The sequence below is a fragment of the Streptomyces durhamensis genome (assembly GCF_000725475.1).
Classification (GTDB): Bacteria; Actinomycetota; Actinomycetes; order Streptomycetales; family Streptomycetaceae; genus Streptomyces; species Streptomyces filipinensis.
Genome location: NZ_JNXR01000003.1, coordinates 330,639 through 350,883, shown reverse-complemented (window position 1 = coordinate 350,883; position 20,245 = coordinate 330,639). Strand labels below are relative to the sequence as shown.

Annotated in this window: 14 protein-coding genes; 8 read left to right on the top strand and 6 right to left on the bottom strand. The window is 69.9% G+C overall.

All coding sequences use genetic code 11. The annotated features are described in order from the left end of the window. Together IO33_RS0105265 and dnaK are read right to left on the bottom strand one after the other, a co-directional pair. The gene (locus IO33_RS0105265; RefSeq protein WP_031160768.1) at window positions 1-609 is read right to left on the bottom strand and encodes a nucleotide exchange factor GrpE; all 609 of its coding nucleotides are present in this window, start codon (window positions 607-609) and stop codon (window positions 1-3) included. Window positions 610-617: 8 nt separating this feature from the next. Further along, complete coding sequence (dnaK, locus tag IO33_RS0105260; RefSeq protein ID WP_031160766.1) at window positions 618-2,519, bottom strand: molecular chaperone DnaK; 1,902 nt, start codon at window positions 2,517-2,519, stop codon at window positions 618-620. A gap of 274 nt (window positions 2,520-2,793) precedes the next feature. On the opposite strand from dnaK, the gene IO33_RS0105255 reads away from it, so the two are divergent. Beyond that, window positions 2,794-4,575: a PucR family transcriptional regulator gene (locus IO33_RS0105255; protein ID WP_031160764.1), complete on the top strand. Its 1,782-nt coding sequence runs from the start codon at window positions 2,794-2,796 to the stop codon at window positions 4,573-4,575. Window positions 4,576-4,799: 224 nt separating this feature from the next. Here the strand turns inward: IO33_RS0105255 and IO33_RS0105250 are convergent, their stop codons facing one another. Then, a complete protein-coding gene (locus IO33_RS0105250) occupies window positions 4,800-5,609 on the bottom strand; it encodes a LysR substrate-binding domain-containing protein (RefSeq protein WP_245235695.1) in 810 nt (269 codons plus the stop codon). 343 nt (window positions 5,610-5,952) lie between these two features. On the opposite strand from IO33_RS0105250, the gene IO33_RS52180 reads away from it, so the two are divergent. The 4 genes from IO33_RS52180 (at window position 5,953) to IO33_RS0105230 (ending at window position 12,221) form a co-directional block, all read left to right on the top strand. Further along, on the top strand, window positions 5,953-6,372 hold the full coding sequence (locus IO33_RS52180) for an MFS transporter (RefSeq protein ID WP_483414654.1): 420 nt from the start codon (window positions 5,953-5,955) through the stop codon (window positions 6,370-6,372). A gap of 759 nt (window positions 6,373-7,131) precedes the next feature. After that, complete coding sequence (locus IO33_RS0105240; protein WP_031160760.1) at window positions 7,132-8,253, top strand: hypothetical protein; 1,122 nt, start codon at window positions 7,132-7,134, stop codon at window positions 8,251-8,253. 299 nt (window positions 8,254-8,552) lie between these two features. Next, window positions 8,553-9,728, top strand: a complete 1,176-nt coding sequence (locus tag IO33_RS0105235; RefSeq protein WP_031160758.1) for a glutathione-independent formaldehyde dehydrogenase — start codon at window positions 8,553-8,555, stop codon at window positions 9,726-9,728. Window positions 9,729-10,043: 315 nt separating this feature from the next. Then, window positions 10,044-12,221: an FUSC family protein gene (locus IO33_RS0105230; protein ID WP_031160756.1), complete on the top strand. Its 2,178-nt coding sequence runs from the start codon at window positions 10,044-10,046 to the stop codon at window positions 12,219-12,221. A 1,210-nt stretch (window positions 12,222-13,431) separates the two neighbouring features. Here IO33_RS0105230 and IO33_RS0105220 read toward each other — a convergent pair. Then, window positions 13,432-13,791: a nuclear transport factor 2 family protein gene (locus IO33_RS0105220; RefSeq protein ID WP_031160752.1), complete on the bottom strand. Its 360-nt coding sequence runs from the start codon at window positions 13,789-13,791 to the stop codon at window positions 13,432-13,434. 25 nt (window positions 13,792-13,816) lie between these two features. Continuing rightward, a complete protein-coding gene (locus tag IO33_RS0105215; RefSeq protein WP_031160750.1) occupies window positions 13,817-14,602 on the bottom strand; it encodes an SDR family oxidoreductase in 786 nt (261 codons plus the stop codon). 108 nt (window positions 14,603-14,710) lie between these two features. On the opposite strand from IO33_RS0105215, the gene IO33_RS0105210 reads away from it, so the two are divergent. Then, window positions 14,711-15,217, top strand: a complete 507-nt coding sequence (locus IO33_RS0105210; protein WP_209438806.1) for a winged helix-turn-helix transcriptional regulator — start codon at window positions 14,711-14,713, stop codon at window positions 15,215-15,217. A gap of 353 nt (window positions 15,218-15,570) precedes the next feature. Here IO33_RS0105210 and IO33_RS0105205 read toward each other — a convergent pair whose 3' ends face one another. Beyond that, on the bottom strand, window positions 15,571-15,804 hold the full coding sequence (locus IO33_RS0105205) for a hypothetical protein (RefSeq protein ID WP_031160747.1): 234 nt from the start codon (window positions 15,802-15,804) through the stop codon (window positions 15,571-15,573). Window positions 15,805-15,896: 92 nt separating this feature from the next. Between IO33_RS0105205 and IO33_RS0105200 the strand changes: the two genes are divergently transcribed. Continuing rightward, window positions 15,897-17,981: a SpoIIE family protein phosphatase gene (locus IO33_RS0105200; RefSeq protein ID WP_031160745.1), complete on the top strand. Its 2,085-nt coding sequence runs from the start codon at window positions 15,897-15,899 to the stop codon at window positions 17,979-17,981. A gap of 1,252 nt (window positions 17,982-19,233) precedes the next feature. Beyond that, a complete protein-coding gene (locus tag IO33_RS0105185) occupies window positions 19,234-20,202 on the top strand; it encodes a 3-hydroxyacyl-CoA dehydrogenase NAD-binding domain-containing protein (protein WP_031160743.1) in 969 nt (322 codons plus the stop codon). The last annotated feature ends 43 nt before the right edge of the window (window positions 20,203-20,245 follow it).

The following is a 20,245-nucleotide window of genomic DNA, read 5'->3' as shown; positions in this document are numbered from 1 at the left end:
TCACTCCCGCTTCGCGACCGTCACGGCGGCGGGCCTGAGCTGCCGTTCGCCGTCCCCGTAGCCGGGGCGCAGCACCTCGACGACGGTGCCCGGTGGGGCGTCGGGGTCCTGGACGACGCCGACCACCTCGTGCCGGGCCGGGTCGAAGGCGACGCCGGTCTCCGCGTGCCGCGGGTAGCCGAGCAGTTCGAGGACGTTCACCGCCTGGTCGCGTACGGCCCGGATGCCCTCCACGATCGCGCCCGGATCGGCGCCGGCGTGGGTCAGGGCGAGTTCGAGGTTGTCGAGGACGGGTAGGAAGGCGGCCGCCGTGCGGGACCGCTCGACCGCCCGTTCGCGCTCCAGTTCCCTGGCGTGGCGCTTGCGAAGGTTGTCGAGGTCGGCGAGTGCGCGCCGCCAGCGGTCCTCCAGTTCCTGGATCGCGGTCGTGTAGTCGTCCTCGGCAGGCACGGGGCCGGCGGCATCGGGTCCCGGTTCGCCGTTCGCCGCTTCGGGCCGGGGCGGGCCCGGGTGGGGCAAATCCCCGCGAGGAGGAGGTCCGGCGCCTTCCGGGACGCGTGCGCCCGGATCCGACGCGGCCCGGTCGGGTTCCTGGGGGTGGGTGGGCATGGCGCGCCTCAGCTCTTGTCGAACTCGGCGTCGATGACATCATCGTCACCGCCACCGCCACTCGCGGGACCGCCGGTGGCGGCTTCCTGGCCGGGACCGCCCCCTGTGGCGGCGGCGCCCTGATGGGCCGCCAGCCCGGCGAGTGCCTGCTGGAGTTCGGAGGTCAGAGGCCGCACGCGCTCCACGCCTGCCTCTTCCTTGACCGCCGCCCGGGCGTCGGACACGAGCATTTCGGCGCGTGCCTTCTCGTGCGCGGGCGCTGCGTCGCCCAGTTCGGCGAGGCGCTTCTCGACCTGGTACGCGACGGCGTCGAGTTCGTTGCGGGCGTCGACGCCCTCGCGGAGTGCCTGGTCCTGGCCCCGGTTGCGCTCGGCCTCCTGGACCATGCGTTCGACCTCACTGCGGTCCAGGTTGGAGCTCTCGCTGATGGTGATGCCCTGTTCCTTACCGGTGTCCCGGTCGCGGGCCTTGACGTTGAGGATGCCATTGGCGTCGATGTCGAAGGTGACCTCGATCTGTGGTTCGCCCCGCGGTGCCGGCCGGATGTCGGTGAGCTGGAACCGGCCCAGCACCCGGTTGTCGGCGGCCCGCTCACGCTCGCCCTGCAGGACCACCACATCGACGGCCGGCTGGTTGTCCTCGGCGGTGGAGAAGGTCTCGCTGCGGCGCACGGGGATGGTGGTGTTGCGCTCGATGATCTTCGTCATCACTCCGCCGCGCGTCTCCACGCCCAGCGACAAGGGTGTGACGTCGAGCAGCAGGACGTCCTTGACCTCGCCCTTGAGCACCCCGGCCTGGATCGCGGCGCCCAGGGCCACGACCTCGTCGGGGTTGACGCTCATGTTGGGTTCCTTGCCGCCGGTCAGCCGGCGGACCAGAGCCTGGACGGCGGGGATGCGGGTGGAACCGCCGACGAGGATGACCTCGTCGATGTCGCTCTCGCCGACCTTCGCGTCGGCCATCGCCTGCTGCACCGGTCCGAGGCAACGCTCCACCAGGTCGCCGGTGATCTGCTCGAAAGTGGACCGCATGATCGAGTCGGTGAGGTGCTTGGGGCCCGAGGCGTCGGCGGTGATGAACGGCAGGCTGACCTGTGTCTGCGTCACAGAACTGAGCTCGGTCTTGGCCTTCTCCGCCGCCTCGAACAGCCGTTGCAGCGCCTGCGGGTCCTTGCGCAGGTCGATGCCGTTCTCCTTCTGGAAGTCGTCCGCGAGGTAGTCCACCAGACGCCGGTCGAAGTCGTCGCCGCCCAGGTGGCTGTCACCGGCGGTGGAGCGCACCTCCACCACGCCGTCGCCGACGTCGAGGATGCTCACGTCGAAGGTGCCGCCGCCCAGGTCGAAGACCAGGACGGTCTCGTGCTGCTTCTTGTCCATGCCGTACGCGAGGGCGGCCGCCGTCGGCTCGTTGATGATCCGCAGCACCTCCAGTCCGGCGATCCGTCCGGCGTCCTTGGTGGCGGTGCGCTGAGCGTCGTTGAAGTAGGCGGGCACCGTGATGACCGCCTCCGTGACCCGCTCCCCCAGCTGCTTGGACGCGTCGTCGGCGAGTTTGCGCAGCACCTGTGCGCTGATCTCCTCAGGCGCGTACAGCTTGTCCCGCACCTTGAAGCGGGCTGCCCCGCCGTCGCCCTCGACGACGTCGTACGCCACCGCCCTGGCCTCGTCGGAGATCTCGTCGAAGTGCCGGCCGATGAACCGTTTGGCCGAGTAGATGGTGCCCTTGGGGTTGAGGATCGCCTGGCGCCGGGCCAGCTGGCCCACCAGACGTTCCCCGGTGTCCGTGAAGGCCACCACGGACGGTGTCGTGCGGTTGCCCTCGCTGTTGGGCACGACGGACGGCTCGCCGCCCTCCCACACGGCGATCACCGAGTTGGTGGTGCCCAGGTCGATGCCCACTGCCTTGGCCATGAGGAACTCCTCCCGGTGCAGCGCCTGCGTCGACTCTCCGGATCACGTTCGTTTAGATAGAGGTGAGCGGCCGGTTTCCCACCGGCGCGCACGGAGGGTCTCGAGCACTCCCCAGGGTGACGAACCGGGTGGCTCCACGCCTGCGCCTGGCGAGTCAGGAATGCACGGGTCCGGTCGCCCCACGAGTACGAGACAAGGAACCCACCCGTCTCGGGTAGCCGGCCCGCGTGCGGGTACGCGAAAGCCGCTCACCTCCGAAGGACGGAGTGATCCCATGGCCGGCAGTCGGGCATACAGCCCGTACCACCGCTACTCCGACCGGAAGGGCAGCCTTCGGCGCGGCAGCGTCGGGCGACACCCCACGGCCACGCGCAGAGGGCCCCGCCTGCCCGTTCGCACCCCAGCCGACCATGCCCTCCCCGAACTGGTCGTGCTCTCCCGCGCCCAGTTCGACGCTCCGGACGAAGGCGAGATCCTGCGCCTGGCCATGGATCACGTAGTCGCCGCGGGGCCTTACAGCGCCGAGGCCGGATACCTCAAGGTGGGCGGCGACCTGGTCCCCAGCCCGTGGAACGGGCGAACGCATGCCTTGGCCGTGGGCCGGAGGGTGCGGGAGCTGGCCGGGCAGGACGGCAACGTGACCGTAGCCGGCAGGCCCTGGGGCCGGGCCCTGGGGCTACGCGGACCTGGGGTACTCCACGGCTACCTCGTGGTCACGTCCCGCTTCCCGCCCACCAAGGTCGAGCGATTCCTGCTCGCCATGCTCGTCCGGCACACCGCTGCCGCGCTGTCGGTCGCCTTCGCACACCGCCGCCAACGCGAGGACGCGCTGGAGCTGCACCGGCTGAGGGAGGAACGCACAGCCCTCCAGCGGAAGCTGATCTCTGTGATGGCTGAGCTGGGCTACGAGCGAGCCGTTCACGCTCTCATGGCCGACGTCGCTGCCTCGGGTGGCGGCGAGGAGGCTGTCACCCGCGCACTGCACGGGCTCACCGGACTTCCCGCGCTGGTCGAGGACCGCTTCGGTCGGCTGAGGTCCTGGACCGGCCCCGGCCGCCCCATCCCCTATCCCGAACCTGACCCCGTGCGCCAGGACGAGATGCTGCACGCCGTCGCCAAAGAGGCCGGGACGGTGCGGATAAGGAACCGGCTGATCACCCTGATCCGCCCGCACGGCGAGATCCTGGGCGTGCTGGCCCTGGTCGACGCGCGGGACGAGGCCGACGAGCACACCGTGCTCGCGCTGGAACACGCCGCCGCGTCGCTCGCCCTGGAAATGACGCACCTGCGCAATCTGGCCGAAACGGAGCTGAGGCTGCACCGCGAGCTGGCCGAGGATCTCCTGGCAGGGACGGACGAGCCGAGCGCCTACGCCCGGTCCGAGGCAGTCGGACACGACCTGCACCGCAGCCACTACATCGTCGTGGTGCAGTGGGCGAACCGGACCGCCGACGATTCCTTCGCACAGACCGTGGGGCGGGCGGCCTCTGCCGTGGGCATGCGCGCGCTGCTGACCCGCCGCTCTGACCACGTCGTCCTCATCGCCGACGAGAGGCCACACGCCCGCGCGCTGTACGAGGAGCTCGCCCGGGAGACCGGAACACGGTCCGGAACGATCGGGGTGAGCGCCCCTTCCGACTCCCCGAACGACATCCCCCACCACTACCAGGAGGCACAGCGCGCCCTGGACGTGCGCCGCCACTCCCGCGAGCGCTACGGCGCGACGTTCTTCGACGAGCTCGGCCTCTACCGCATCCTGGGACCCGGCAACAATTACCGGGAACTGGAGACGTTCGTCGACGAGTGGCTCGGGGAGCTCATCGACTACGACTCCCGGCAGCACGCGGCCATGGTGGAGACCCTGTCCCGGTACTTCGACTGCGGCGGCAACTACGACGAGACCGCCGACTCCCTCGCGATCCACCGCAGCACGCTGCGCTATCGGCTCCAGCGCATCCGCGACATCAGCGGCCACGACCTCGCGAACGTCGAGGACCGGCTGAACCTCCAGGTGGCGACCCGAGTGTGGAAGATCGTGCTGGGCGGACCGGGCTGACGCCTCACTGGAACTTTTGCGCCGAGCGGTGTCGGTAGCAGTTGGGGCGGGCTGCCCTGCTACAGCGCTGCAGTGGGTGGGTGGCCCTTCCTCGGATTGATCCAGCAAGGTGGCGTCGCGCCAGGAGACGGAGGCCTTGGTTCATCACCGCCATCGCTATGACCGGCGGGGCCTTCGGCACCGGCCTCGGAGGGGCCGGGAAGGCCCGGGCCGCAGCCCGGGCGTCACAGGGCGATGACGTGGAGGTCGACCAGGTCGAGCAGCGCCCGCAGAGCCGCGCTGGGCCGCCGGGTCGACGACGTGCCGAGGTGCATGCTCCAGCGGAGCATGGCGTCGTGGACGTCCAGGACGTGCAGGCCGGAGGTGCGGGCAACGGCGAACGCGGGCAGGAAGGCGATGCCCAGACCGTGCCGGACCAGTGCCGCCCCCATGTCGATGTCGGGCACTTCCAGTGCCACCCGGCGTACGACGCCCGCCGCCACGAACACCCGGTCGACCACCTCGCGGTTGCCGTAGCCCGGCGGGAAGTCCACGAAGGGTTCCCCCGCGAGGTCCGCAAGTGCCACCTTTCCCCGCTGCGCGAGCGGATGGCCGGCGCTCACCACCAGGACGAGCGGCACGGTGGCCAGCTCCCGTGCCTCGATCCCGGCGGGTTTGCGTTCGGGCAGCGACAGGAACGCCACGTCCAGGTCGCCGCTGAGCAGCGCGTGCGCCAGTTCCGCCGATCCGGTCGTCGCCAGCCGCAGCCGGACGTCGATCGCCGGATGCCGCGCGTGCAGCTGCCCGAGAAGCGCAGGCAGGTCCACCACCTCGACCGAGGCCATGGCGCCGACGTTCACCGTGCCGCGCAGCGTGTCCTGTGCGGCGCGCACGGCGTCCTGGGCCGCCTGGGCGGCGTGCAGGGTGGCCCGAGCCTCCGGCAGCAGCGCCGCGCCCGCCCCGGTGAGCCGGACCTGCTGCGACGTGCGCTCGAACAGCGCGCAGCCGAGCTCGCGCTCCAGGGAGCGGATCGCGGCGGACACCCCCGACTGCACCACGTGCAGCCGACGGGCGGCACGCGTGAAACTCAGCTCCTCGGCTACCGCGATGAAGTTTCCAGCTGACGAAGCTCCACACGAGAAGTATCACTCGCATTGCTCGAGCTCAGCGAAAACATTCGTTGGCACTGATCCCGGCTGGTGAGGAGGGTGGAAAGCGCCATCCACTTCCGCCCGAGGAGGGGTACCCCTGCCTGCCGTTCCGACGCCGCTGAGCCATCCCACAGCCGACGCTCCCGACGACCCGACTCACCGGGTCCTCCCAGCACCCGCTCCCGCCGGCCTGCCGCCCCGCGCCCGCGCCCGGCGCCGTGCCTCGCACACGACCGGCTTCTGGTTCGTGGCGGTGGCCTTCACCGTGCTGATGGCTTTCGGCACCGTGCCGACCCCACTGTGGCCGCTGTACCAGGCCCGGGACCACTTCGGCGCGACCACGGTCACGATGGCGTACGCCTCGATGGTCGTGGGCGCAGCGGACGCCTTCCTCGGACTGGGCCACCTGTCGGACCGGCTCGGCCGGCGACGCGTCATCGTCCCGGCGCTGCTGGTCGGCATCGTCGCGTCGGTCGTACTGATCGTGTGGCAGGACCTGCCGGGGCTGATAGCGGGCAGGATCCTGAACGGTGTCGGACTGGGGCTGATGGCCTCGACCGCGACGACGTACCTCCACGACCTCCACCACGAGGCCCGTCCGGAACGGACGGGTCCGGTGCTGCCCGGCATCGTGGCCACCGCCGCCGACCTCGGCGGCCTGGCCTGAGGGCCCCTGATCGCCGGAGCCGCCGCCGAATGGCTTCCCACGCCCCTGATCACCACTCAGGCGATCTTCACGCTCGCCATGGCAGTGTGCCTGGTGCTGGTCTTGTCCACGCCGGAGACCGTGGACCTGGAGCTGCCCGCGGCCGAACCGCCCAGCAGGTTCGTCCCGCGCCCCGGCGGCCGGCGGACGTTCGGCGGGGCCGGGCGCGCTGGGCGCCTTCGCCTTCGCGATCCTCGGCCTGATCTCCTCCCTCGGGGCGAGCGTGCTCCACGGCACCCTGCACACCGATTCGCACCTCGTGGTCGGCCTGGCGGCCTTCCTCATGTTCGGTTCCGCGGCGGCCGCCCAGCTGGTGCTGGGCCGCCTCCCACTGCCCCGGCTCCTGACCGTGGGGGCAGTGGCCTTCCCGGTCGTATGTGGGCGTGAAGGGAACTGTGTCCCCGGGCCTGACCCTTTGCCATGAGGACGATCGTTCGGCGGAAGCCTCATGGAGCCCCCGCCGCGAGGCGACCGCCCTTCGCGCCCACTCTCGATCGGCCCCGGCTGGGCTCCCCCGAACCAGTCGGGGCCTTCGCCTGCCCCCTGCCTGCGCACTTCCGGGCAGGACACCGAAGCGGGGTGTCCGGAGATCTGACCGTACCGCCTGCACCTGCCAGCGGGGGCCAGCGTGTCACGCAGCGTCGGCGTTACCTCGAGGGCATCCTGTGGGCACGCATCCTGTGGGCACTCGCGATCGCGGGGTAGCCGACGAGAGGAGTCATGCGGGTGTCGTCTCAGGGCGTTACGGTCGTGGCCCTCCTGGCGGATCCGGACGCGCCCACGGAGATCGCGCAGCGCATGGCCCCGATGCTTTCTGATCGGCTCACCGACAGATCAGGCCAGGGACGACGGTTCAACGTCGAGGTGGTCAGTGAGCCCTTCACCGCGGGGACCGAGGACCCGCCCACCTTGATGCGCCGGATCATGGACCGCGGAAGTGAGGGGAACTGGGACATCGTCGTGGCTCTCACCGACCTTCCGCTGCACTCACATGGGCGCAAGCTCGTGGTGGATCTGAGTCACGAACACGGCCTGGCGCTGCTGTCTCTTCCCCCGCTGGGGGGATTCCGGCTGCAGACAAGGGCCCGGCAGGCCGTGGAAGAAGCCGTGCTCAGCTTGGCGGGCCCGCAGGCCACCGGGCCTGAGGGGCCTCCGGGAAGCCAGCCGCTGCGGGGGCCCTTCATCGGTCGTCTCGCCCCCATCCATCCGGGCCAGGTCGGTGAGGAGGAGATCGCCGACCTGCGGTACGTCATCAGTGGGCCGCGCGGTTACCTGAGGGTGCTCCTCGGCATGGTCCGCGCCAACCGGCCGTGGCGCTTGGTGCCGGGCTTGTCGAAAGCCCTGGCGGCCGCGCTCGCCACGGGAGCGGTCGCCACTGTGAACTCCACCATCTGGAGCCTGGCCGCGTCCCTGAGCACGCCCCGCCTGGTGATCGCCATGGTCGGGTCTGTCGCGCTCATGATCGGCTGGCTGATCGTGGACGCGAACCTGTGGCATCGAACGGACGAGGTTTCGCCGGAGGCGAGGAAGAGGGCGGCTCTCTACAACGCCTCGACGGTCGTGACGGTGGGTATCGGGGTGCTCGTCTGTTACGTGGGTTTGATGGTCATCAACCTGGTGTGGGCTCTGTTCATCCTCAACGACCGAGTGTTCGCCTCCATGGCACGAACCCCGCTGCATGCCACGCAGTACTGGACGTTGTCATGGTTCGTCGCTTCGGTCGCCACGGTGGGCGGCGCGCTGGGATCGGGCCTGGAGAGCGACGAGGCGATCCGGGCAGCCGCCTACTCCAAGCGCGAGCAGGAGCGTCGCAGCGTGCTGCAGGACGACCACGGTGACTAGCGGGTGACCTCAGTCGGAGATGTGCCGTCGGTCGGTGGTCGTCCGTGTCCGGAGATTCCGCTGATCGGTCGGTGCGTGGTTGTTTCGCCTCGGGGGCCGACGGGGACCCGCACGGGACGCCGCCGGAGCGCCGAAACTCCGCCTGGCGGGGTCGGCGGCACAACGACCGTTCCACCTGATCCAGGTGAACGGCCCGCAGAGGCGTGTCGGAGCCCCGAACCCCGTCACAGCACTTCCGAGAGTCACGCTCTCTGCGCCCTTCCCATCACCGCCATGCCGCGACATCAAGGGAAGTCACCATGAAAGCAGCGGTATACGAAGGACCGCGAACGGTCACCGTGAAGGACGTACCGGACGCGAAGATCGAACACCCCTGCGACATCATCGTCAAAATCACCACCACCAACATCTGCGGTTCGGACCTGCACATGTACGAGGGCCGTACCTCGTTCGAGTCCGGCCGCACCCTGGGACACGAGAACATGGGCCAGGTCGTGGAGGTCGGCTCGGCCGTCCGCAAGGTCCAGGTCGGCGAGTACGTGGTCCTGCCCTTCAACATCGCCTGCGGCTTCTGCAAGCAGTGCGAGCAGGGTCTGACCAACTACTGCCTGACCATGCAGCCGGAACCGGCCCTCGCCGGAGCCGCCTACGGATTCGCCGACATGGGCCCCTACCAGGGCGGCCAGGCGGAGCTGCTGCGCGTGCCCTACGGCGACTTCAACGCGCTGCGTCTGGGCGAGGACGCCCCCGAGCGGCAGACCGACTACGTGATGCTCGCCGACATCTTCCCCACCGGGTATCACGCCACGGAGATGGCCCACGTCAAACCGGGTGACCAGACCATCGTCTTCGGGGCTGGCCCCGTCGGACTGATGGCGACCTACTCCGCGCTCCTCAAGGGCGCCGGCCGCGTCTGGACGGTCGACCACCAGCCCGACCGACTGCGCAAGGCGGAGGAGATCGGGGCCATCCCGATCAACACCGCCGAGCAGAACCCGGCGGAGGTCGTCAAGGAGGCCACCCTCGGTCTGGGCGCCGACAACGGCTGCGAGTGCGTCGGCTACCAGGCACACGACCCCCAGGGACACGAGGACGCCAGCCTCACGCTCAACGGACTGATCGACTCGGTCAGGTTCACCGGCGACATCGGCGTGGTGGGCGTGTTCCTGCCCCAGGATCCCGGCGGCGCGGAAGCCCAGGGCGAGCTGGAAGCTCAGGGCAAGGTCCCGATCGACTTCGGCATGATGTGGTTCAAGGGCCAGCACATGGGAACCGGGCAGGCTCCGGTGAAGAAATACAATCGGGCGCTGCGGGACCTGATCGCCGGCGGGAAGGCGAAGCCGAGTTTCGTCGTCTCCCACGAGCTCAGCCTGGACGAGGCCCCCACCGCCTACGAGCACTTCGACGCCCGTGACGAGGGCTGGACCAAGGTGGTCCTGCATCCCAACGGACACGGCAACGGCCACAAGCGGTAAGAGGCTCGGGGCCGCTGTGCCACCTGTTTTCCCCCGGACCGGCCCGGGGGACGGGTGCCGATCTGCCCGTGCGCCGGACGGGGCTGGGGGCGATCGCCGCGCTCCGGCCGGACCTGAACCAACAGCGATTGCCCGCGCTCCGGCCCGGAGGACGGACGGCGGACGCTCAGCAGTGTCCGCCGTGGCAGCACCCCGTCCAGCGGCTGCGGCCGCCGGCCGTTCGCAGACTGTGTGGGAGGCTTCCTTGTCCGACGGCTGCCACACCCCAGCCAGGCCGACGCGACCCGGCAGGGCGCTCCGGCCAGGCGGACACCCGTGACTGGGCTGCGGGCCTTCGGGGAGGTCGTGCGATCCGGGCTCACGATCGAGGAGACGCGACTGGAGCCCCTGCTCGCGCTGCGCACGGCCGCTGGGGTGGCGATCGTCGTCGGGCCGACGCTGTGGATGGTCTCCCCTGCGTATGCCGCGTCCGCCGCCCTCGGCGCCTACTCCGCGGGTGGGGCCACCTTCCAGCGCAGCTGGCGTCCGCGCAAGGTGGTCGCGCTCGGCGCGGGCGCGGGTCTGGCGCTCAGCACCTTCGTGGGCTACCTGGCGGCGGGGCGGCTCGTGACGTTCCTCCCACTGCTGGCCGTATGGGCCTTCGCCGCGGGAATGGCGTGGGCCGTCGGATCGACCGCTGGGATCGTCGCAGCGACGACCGTGGGCGCCATGCTCGTGACCATCACCCTGCCCACGAGCGTCGGGCGAGCCCTGGAGCACGCCGGGGTCATCGCACTCGGAGGCGTGACACAGGCCGTGCTGATCTTGCTGTTCCCGATCCGGCGTTGGGGAGCGCATCGTGACGCGCTCGCCGACGCCCTCGCCGCCGTGGCGGACTACGCCCGCCGGCTGCGGCACGACCCGACCGCCCCGTTCGACCCGGAGCCGTTGATGACGGCCCGGGACGCGGCCGCCGTGACGCCGTCACAGGCCCGCACCCGTCCCCCCGTCCTCCATGGCCCTCGCGGCCTCGCCGAGCGCATCCGGCCGGTCGTCGCCGCGCTCGCCGACCCCGACGTCGGCGCCCCGGCGGAAGGACCCGGGCGGGACCGCGCGCGCGAGTTGCTTGACGCGGCCGCCGACGTCCTGGACGCGGCCGCCCGTTCGATCCGCCACGGCGCTCCCGCCGAGGTGCGGCCCGAGAGCCTCGACGTCCTGCGCGTCGACGAGGAGCACGAGGTGCTGGAGGGCCCCGCGCGGCAAGCCGCCGAGCGGCTCGTGGAACTGCTCGGTGAGGCGTTGGAGATCGCCGGGAGCGGCTGCGTGAGCGGGAGGACGCCCACGCCGCCCGGCCTCGCCGGCGCCCAGTTCCTGGTGCGCCCGACCCTGCTCCGGCTGGTTCCGGTCGTCGTCCGGGCGGTGCGCCGTGAGCTCCGCCGGGACTCGCCCGTGTTCCGGCACGCCGTCCGCCTGGCGGCGGTGGCCACACTCGGCTATCTGATCGCCGCCCGGCTACCCCTGGGCCACGGCTACTGGGCGCCCATCGCCTCGGTGATGGTGATGCGGCCGGACTTCCACCGGACGTACGCGCGTGCGGTGGCCCGTCTCGCCGGGACCCTGGCGGGAGTCGCGCTCGCCAGCGGGATGGTGCGGGCCCTGGGCCCGGACGCCCATGTGTCCGGCGCGCTGGCGGTGGTCTCGGCGGGCCTGTCGTACACGCTGAACCGTACCGGCTACGCGTACTCCCAGTGCTTCACCGCCGCGTACGTCGTCTTCCTGCTCGGCATGGGCGGCCAGGCGTGGGAGCAGACAGTCCCGGAGCGGGTGGTACTCACCCTGCTCGGCGGGGCCCTGGCGATGCTGGCCTACGTGGTGTTCCCCGCATGGGAGACACCCCGACTGCCGGGCCGGCTCGCGGACTGGCTCGCCGCCAACGGCCGCTACGCGGCCGCGGTGCTCCGCAACTACGCCGAACCGACCCGGGAGCATCACGCCGACATGCGCCGGGCACTGCTGGAGAGCAGGGAGGCACGTGCCGCCTGGCAGGAGGCATACGACCGGGCAAGGCAGGAACCGGTCCGCCCCAGGGGCCTGACGTCGCGCGAGGCGCAGGAGGCACAGGAGGCGCTCAAGGGGTTCGGCCGGGCAGCGATGCTCATGGAGAGCCACGTCCCGCGGGCCGACAGCCGTTTCGTCCCCGAGGCCGAGCGATTCGCCGAGGCCCTGGAGACGGACACCGCAAAAGCAGCAGTCGCCGTGCGCGAGCACAGGAATCCGGACTGGGGACGCGTGGAGGAGGCGCTTCACGCGTGGGAGGACGCCGCCGCCGGCAACGGGAGCCCGGTCGTGCGGCGCGAGGCGGAACTGCAAAAACGGGCCTTGGAAGACCTCGCGACAGCCGTGAGCCGCACGCCCCTGGAACGGGACGTCGGCTCTGCTCGTGAGGAGCAGCGGGTGCGGGCCGCCGTGGCGGCGGAAGGTGACGGATCAGGGCCCGCGCACCGAGGTGGGTGACGGCGCCGACGACGCTTGGAGAATGGCCATCTCCTCGCGGTACGGCCCCTGGACCGATCGGGGACGTCCCCAGCGCTCAGGCGCCCCGCGAGCAGTACGAGGAGCGCCACCACGACGAGGTGGATGCCACCATCGATGAGCCGCAGGAGGCCTCCTACCCGCTCGCCCTTCATCTTCAGGAAACCAGGTCGCAGATCGCACGGTCAGCGTGCGAGGGTGCCCCAGCCCGCAGGCGCGGTCTGCTGCCAAGCGGGTGGACCAGCGGATCCCTCTCTGGCACGTTTGCGACGGCCGGTGGTCACGGCCGCGGTGCCTGGAGGGTCTGTGTGTGGTGGTGATCAAGCAGTGTGACCGAAAGGCCGAGTCGACCACTGAATTGGACTGGCTTCCTCGGCCGCGGCGCGACGTTCTTCCTCGCCGGGGCAGTGGATCTCCTTGACCTGGCCATTCCTGCAGTGGGACGTCGGTGTAACAGACCGGTCGTCCCAGAGTTGCGGAGACCTCCGACGCCATGGCGGCGATGTCCTGCGAGCGAGGGCCGGTCAGCTCGTAGGTTCGGCCGATGTGCGGGGCCGGATCGGCCAGGATCTCCTCCACGACCGCGGCTACGTCCCCGGCCGCCACAGGGGAGGTCTTAGCCCGGCCGAAGGGCAGCCTGATGGTCCCGTCCTTCGCGATCGAGGAGAAGCCGGTACGGAACAGCGGGTTCTCCATGAACACGGTGGGCCTGACCTGGACGACGGGAAGACCCGACCAGTCGAGGACCTGCTCCACCAGCCAATGCTGCCGTTGCTGCACAGACTCGGCGGTGCTGGTGAGGTCCATCTCGGAGACGGTCAGGTGCGACATGTTCACGAACACTTCCAGTGCCCTGTACGCACGCGCGACGGCCGCTGCCGTCACGGCAGCCTCCAGATGATCCCCCGACACACGATGGGGCGGTAGTCCGCATCGCTTCGGTAGGCCCGGCGTCTGCTGGGCAGGCGGATCCCGTCCGCTTCAACGGTGTCGTAGACCTACTGTGCCGCAGCAAACCCGCCCGCGATGTCGGTGAAGGCGGGCATCGCCAGCGGGAAGGGCGTGGGGCATCCGCTGGGGCGGACGGCCCCAGCGATTGGCGGCCTGTCCTGGCAGGCAGGTGACTCACCGACGATTGCAGGGCGAGCGAGTCTTTTCGCCTGAGGCGGCAACGGGTGGCGCCGGCAGGGACTCAGGGTTCGATGACGAGGCGTTCGATGAGGCCGTCGCGGAGTGTGAACTGGTACCGCAGATCGATGGTCCCGCCAGGGAAGTTGCCTTCGAGGTGGTGGGTGGCGATGTAGCGGGTTGCGTCGGGCTGCTGGGCGCCGGTGAGGTGGACGGTGTAGGTGAATTCGGTGGCCGATCGGTGGAGCCACTTCCCGATCGCCTCGATGCCCTCGTAGGTGTTGCCGTCGTCGACCACTGTGGCTTCGCGGGTGAACGCCGTGATTGCGGTTGCGGTGTCGTGTGCGCGGTGCGCTGTCAGGTAGCGGGTGATCACCTCGGGCAGGGTGTCCGGGCTGATGGTGCGGGGCTGGTAGTCGTCCATGACGCTCCTTGGGGCGGTGGCGGGTTCAGACGGTGGGGGTGGTGCCGCCGTCGATGACGTGTTCGGCCCCGACGATGGCCGAGGCGCGGTCGGAGACAAGGAAGGCGACGAGCTCGGCGACTTCCTCGGGCCGGTTGGGACGGCCGAGCGGGATGCCGCCCAGGGAATCCATGAGCCGCCCCAGCGCCGCTTCCTGCGTGATGTCCGCGTCGTGGGCGATCCGGGCGACGAGGTTGTCGGCGGCCGAGGTCTGCACGAAACCGGGCGAGACGGTGTTGACACGGACGCCGTGCGGGGCGACCTCGTTGGCCAGGCCCTTGCTGTAGGTGGTCAGGGCGGCCTTGGCGGCGGCGTAGGCCAGGGTTCCGTTCCACAGCGGCATGCGGCGCTGGATCGAGGTGACATGCACGATCACGCCCTTACCCGTGGCGATCATGTGCGGCAGGAGCGCGCGGTCCAGGCGGACGGCGGCCAGCAGGTTCGTGTTCAACTCCCTGGCCCAGTCCTCCTCGCCGAGCGCGGCGAACCCTCCGGCCGGCGCCTCGGACCCGCCGAGGGTGTTGACCAGGATGTCGACGCCGCCGACGCGGGCGTCCACCTCGGCGGCCACATGGGCTGCGCCCTGGGCGGTGGACAGGTCGGCGCTGATGAACGCCTTCTCCTCGACGTCGTCGGGGCGGCTGCGGGCCGTGACCAGCACGGTCGCACCGGCCTGGGCGAGACGTCGGGCGATGGCGGCTCCTGTGCCCTTGGTACCGCCGGTGACCAGAGCGCGTCGGCCTTCGAGGGATTCGCTGATGGATGTGGTCACGGTGTGCTCCGTTCCCGGGCGCGGGCGCAGAAGGCGCCCCTCCCGTCATTACTGCTAAAATAGAAGCTACTAACTTCGACTTTAGCAGTAACTGAGGGGATGGCCACCATGGCAAGCCGGATCAGGCTGGAGGACCGGGAGTGCCCGCTTTCCACGACGGTGGAACACGTAGGCGAGTGGTGGACGCTGCTGATCCTCCACGACGCCTTTGACGGCTACACGCGCTTCGACCAGTTCCAGGAGAGCCTGGGCATCTCCTCCAGCATGCTCACCACCCGGCTGAAGACCCTCGTCGCCGACGGACTGCTGGAGCGCCGGCCCTACCAGACCAACCCCGTACGCCACGAGTACGTCCTCACCGAACTCGGGCGCTCCCTCCGACCGGTGGTCGTCGCCCTGGCCGCGTGGGGCAACTCCCGCCTCACGCCGGCCGAACGCAGCATGATCCTGATCGACGCGCACAGCGGCGAGGAAGTCGAGCCCGTCGTCGTCGACGCCAAGACCGGCCGCCGACTCGACGACAGCGACACCTACGTCTTCACCGCAGGTCCTGCAGCCAGTGACGCCATGCGCCACCGATACGCAACGCGACCGACCAACCCCACGGAGGCGTAAGGTCGGCCCAAGCCAGCCCCGAACAGTCGCGTGCAGTGCCGGACGCACCTCATACCTGATCGACGAGGCAACACCGGATCGCCGGCAGCATCACGCATGCCAATCGTCCCGAGCCGTTGATGACTAGATCAAGTGAGGCGAGGGCAACGTCGGTCGTTTTCCAACGGAGCGGAGGACGTCGCATAGGACTCCGGCCAAGGCACCGCCGATCAGCGCGGCCGCACCCATGATCCCGGCGAAGCCCTCATAGGAAACCGGCCGCTTCTCCGAGTTTCACCCTCGCGGCGACGCAGCTCGCCGTTGGCTCGTGCGCCGTCTCAATCCTTTGCGTCCGGCGCTGGCAGAGCCGCTTCCTACCTGTCGTCTTCGTCTCGCCCGTCTTCGGAGACGAAAAGTGGCTTGGCGTCGCGGGCGGGTGTTTCGGCGCGCGCGATGGCTTCAGAGAAGCGTTCGAGCGGGAACGGCTGGCCCTGGGGGATGCTCAGCACTTCATCAGTGACGAGACCGCGGACCTGGGACAGTGCATTCAACGCATCCTCAGGTGCCTGGTCCAGTGCGTGCGCGGAAGGCCGCTCCAGGGGGACCATGGAAGCCGAAGCACTCCGTAGGTACGGGGCAGGGCCACGGTGCTGGCGCGAGTGGAGGCCCTTGTGGTCCGGCGCATGGAAGGAGTGCCCGTGTGAGCGCAGCCGATGGGCGTCCGGGTGACACCGGCCAGCCGGAGGAACGATCGTCGCAGCCGAGTGGGCTGATGGATCTTCTCGGCGTTGCTGCGGTGCTGTTGGATGCCGATGGGCGGATCGATTTGTGGAGCCCGGAGGCCGAGGACCTGTTCGGCTACACCGCTGAGGAGGCGCTCGGGCAGTACGCTGCGCCGCTGCTCGTCCACGAGCAGCAATGGGATCTGATGATCAAGCTGTTTGCCGAGGTCATGGCTACCGGGGAGAGGTGGGCCGGGGCCTTCCCCATCCGGCACAAGGACGGCAGCACTCGCTTGGTGGAGTTCCGCAACATGCGGCTGCTGGACAGCCTGGGTGACTTCTACGCGCTTGGTCTGGCCACCGACAGGTCAAAGCTTCGGGAGGTCGAGAGGGACGTCGCCCTGTCCACCCGGCTGATTTCTCAGTCGCCCATCGGGCTGGCGATCCTCGACACCGAATTGCGGTACGTGGCCATCAACCCCGCTCTGGAGCGGATGCACGGCATTCCCGCGGAAGACCATCTGGGCCGGCACTACCGCGAGATCATGACCTCGACGAAGTTCGAGGGGCCGGAGGCCGGGATGCGGCAGGTCCTCAAGACCGGGGTCCCCCTGGTCGACGAGTACACCATCGTCGGCCACACCCCCGCCGACCCGAACGTGCACGCCTGGTCGATCTCGCTGTACCGGCTGGACGACCCCCAGGGGCGGGTCCTCGGGGTGGCCGACCTGGTGGTGGACGTCACCGACCGTTACCAGGCGGCCACGGAGGCCGCCGAGGCCCGCCGTCGCCTGGCCTTGATCGCCGACGGCTCTGCCCGCATCGGCACCACCCTGGAAGTGGAACAGACCGCCCGAGAGCTGGCCGGCGTCGCCGTTCCCGAGCTCGCCGACATGGCCACGGTCGACGCCCTCGACTCCGTCCTCGACGAGCACCGCCCGCCCCCGGGTGACGGCCCCGCGCTCTTCCGCGCCCTCGCGGTGCAGGCCGCCTATGCCACCGAAGCCGTCCAGGCCGCCGACCCGCCCGGGCAGATCGCTGCCTACGGCGCCGACCGCCTGCCCACCGAATGCGTACGCACCGGCCGGCCGATCCTGATCTCCCACATCGATGAAGCCGCCATGGCCCGCATCGCCCGCGACGACCATGCCGCCACACTGCTGGCCCGCGCCGGCGTGCACTCCTACATGCTGCTCCCGCTCACCGCCCGCGGACAGATCCTCGGCTTCCTGGGGCTGAGCCGCGCCCGCAACCCGCAGCCCTTCGACGAGGACGACCTCACCCTCGCCGGTGAGCTGGCCTCCCGTGCCGCGGTGTGCATCGACAACGCCCGCTCACACCAGACGGTGCGCAATGCGGCCGAGACCCTTCAGCGCAGCCTGCTCCCTGATCACCCGCCGCACCTCCCCGGCCTGGAAGTCGCCTCCCGCTACCGGCCCGCACAGGCCGCCTACGAGGTCGGCGGCGACTGGTACGACGTCCTCCCACTCGACGGCGACAAGACCGCACTGGTCGTGGGCGACGTCATGGGCAGTGGCATCGACGCCGCCGTCACCATGGGCCGCCTGCGCACCGGCACCAGCGACTTCGCCGACCTCGACCTGGACCCCGCCGAGGTCCTCCATCACCTCGACAAGATCACCTCAGGGCTTGAGCAGTACATAGCCACCTGCGTCTATGCCGTCTACGACCCTCACCGCGCGGAATGCCACATCTCCGTGGCCGGCCATCTGCCCCCCGTCCTGGTGCGCAATGGCAAGCACCCGGCACTGCTCGACCTTCCGACCGGCACCCCACTCGGGGTCGGCGGCGTGCCCTTCGTGACCACGACCGTCCCCGTCGGCGCTGGTGATCGGCTGGTCCTGTACACCGACGGCCTCGTCGAGGTCCGTCATCACCCCATCGACGAACGCCTCAACACCCTCCTGCACCTGCTTGACACACCTGACCCCACCCTGGAAGAAACCTGCGACCGACTCCTTCACAAACTCCGCCTTCCCGCCGACCCGGACGATGTCGCCGTGCTCATCGCACGCATGCAACCCTTCGCGCCCGACTCCTGAAATACGGCCAGGTCCGGCCGGTCACTACACCGATCATCGGCGCGGGGGCGCTGGAGACCTGTGGATGGTTCACGCGTGACGCGCCCCTCGCTTCCCAATCCACTCACTCCGGTTGGGCACCGCCGTGACGGACGGCCGACCCACCCGATTCTCGGCGCCTCCCTGGAGGACGAACCAACAAGCCCGAGGGCGACGGCGGTGTCCCCGGCGGTTCCGTCACGCAAGAGGACCTGCCGCGGCTGCTGGCACGCGAGAAGGCACAGGGCGGACGCGCGGCCGTCAAGAAGCTGCTCGGAGAACTCGACTTCGACAACTCCGACGCGCTGACCGAACCAACGCGTGGCCGATCTCCAACACAAGGTCCAGCACCACCGCCAGGACACCGCGACGCAGCCAGGGCGACTGGGCATCGACTGAGGCTGGTTGATCCTCGGAGACCGCATGGCCTTGTTCACACGGCACCTGTCCCACTGGCCGCCGTAGCTGCGGGCCAAGATCAGCGACCCCACACGGGCTGCGTATGTCTTCTCCGCCCTCCTCCAGGCGGAGATCGTGGACATCGCCCTGCTCCGTGGACCGGCCCCCGACCCGGACGCCATCCACATCCGCTCCCAGGAAGCCGCGAACGACCTGCTTGCCCTCGCCGAGGCCGGACGGCTGTAATCGGCGTTCGCCCCAGGTCGTCGGCCCTACTTGCTGCAAGACGGGTCCGCGACGCTCAACGAGGGGGTGGGCAGTGGCAAACGCCGCAGCCCACCTTCCACGAGGATCGCGCTGAGGTGCAATTTCGTCAGCCGGCCTGCCGGCCAGCGTCGGGGCCGATGCTGTAGCTCGCCATCAGAACCAGGGCGTCGGCCGACTCGAGCGCCGCCCCTTCCTCGCCGGCCGTTCGGGCCGGCACGACCCGGCGTCTGAACGTGACGGGAAAACGGCTCCCCGGTGGTTCCCGAGATGCCCTGGGCGGGCAAGCGCCGCACCCTGGAACGGAGCCGACGAGTCGGGATGGACCGCCGATGGTGAAGACCTCATGCGAGTGGTCTGCGCCGCGCACACGCCTGCACCAGGGGCAACTGAGCTCCGGGCGGGCCCGGCCGCATGTACCCACCGTGTGGGAAGGGAGCGCCGCCGTGTATGTGAACTCCGACTTCCCTTGAGCGACCGGCAGCACGGCCGAGCCGTCCTGACCGCAGACCGCCTGGCCGTGGTTCCCCTTGCCCACAGGCACCAGCGCACCTAGGAGCAACCACAAGCCATGAATGCGTACAAAGCAGTCCAGCACGTAGCGATCGTCGGCACCGGCACCATCGGAGCGAGCTGGGCGACGCACTATCTCGCTCGTGGCTTCGACGTCACAGCAACCGACCCTGCCCCGGCTGCGGAGAAGGCTCTCAGGTCGTACGTAGACGCAGCTTGGGAGTCGGCATCCACGCTCGGGGCCGAACCCGGAACCTCACCCGATCGCCTGAGGTTCACCGCCGATATGCGACAGGCCGTCGCGGACGCCGATTTCGTGCAGGAGAACGCGCCGGAGCGCCCGGAGCTGAAGGTCAAGCTGTTCGCCGACATCGACGAGGCCACACCGCCGGATTCGATCATCGCGTCGAGTTCGTCGGGCATCACGATGAGTGTCATCCAGGCCGAGTGCCGGCGTCCGGAGCGCACCCTCATCGGGCACCCCTTCAACCCGCCGCACATCATCCCTCTGGTCGAAGTCGTCGGCGGAACGAAGACAACCCCGGAGACGATCCGGGACGCGATGTCCTTCTACGCCGCGATCGGCAAGAAGCCGATTCACCTCAAGAAGGAGCTCCCCGGGCACGTCGCCAACCGTCTCCAGGCCGCGCTGTACCGCGAGGTCGTCCACCTGATCGAGCAGGGCGTGCTCGACGTCGCGGACTCCGACGACGCGGTGTCCTGGGGCCCAGGACTCAGGTGGGGTGTCATGGGACCCAATCTGCTGTGGCATCTCGGCGGCGGCGAGGGCGGCATCCAGCACTTCATGGACACCCTCATGCCTCGGTTGACCGGGATGTGGCAGGACCTGGGCGCCCCGGAGCTCACACCCGAGCTCAGAGAGAAGATCGTCGACGGCGTGCTGGAAGAGGTGAACGGCCACTCGGTCGACGAACTGGCCGCCCAGCGCGACGCGATGCTGCTCAGTCTGCTGGCTGTGCGCGCCGCATCCGGCCCGCACAGCGACACAGCCGGCCGGTCGGCATGAGACGGCGCGCCTGGCACTGGGTTCTCACCCGAGAGGAGAGACG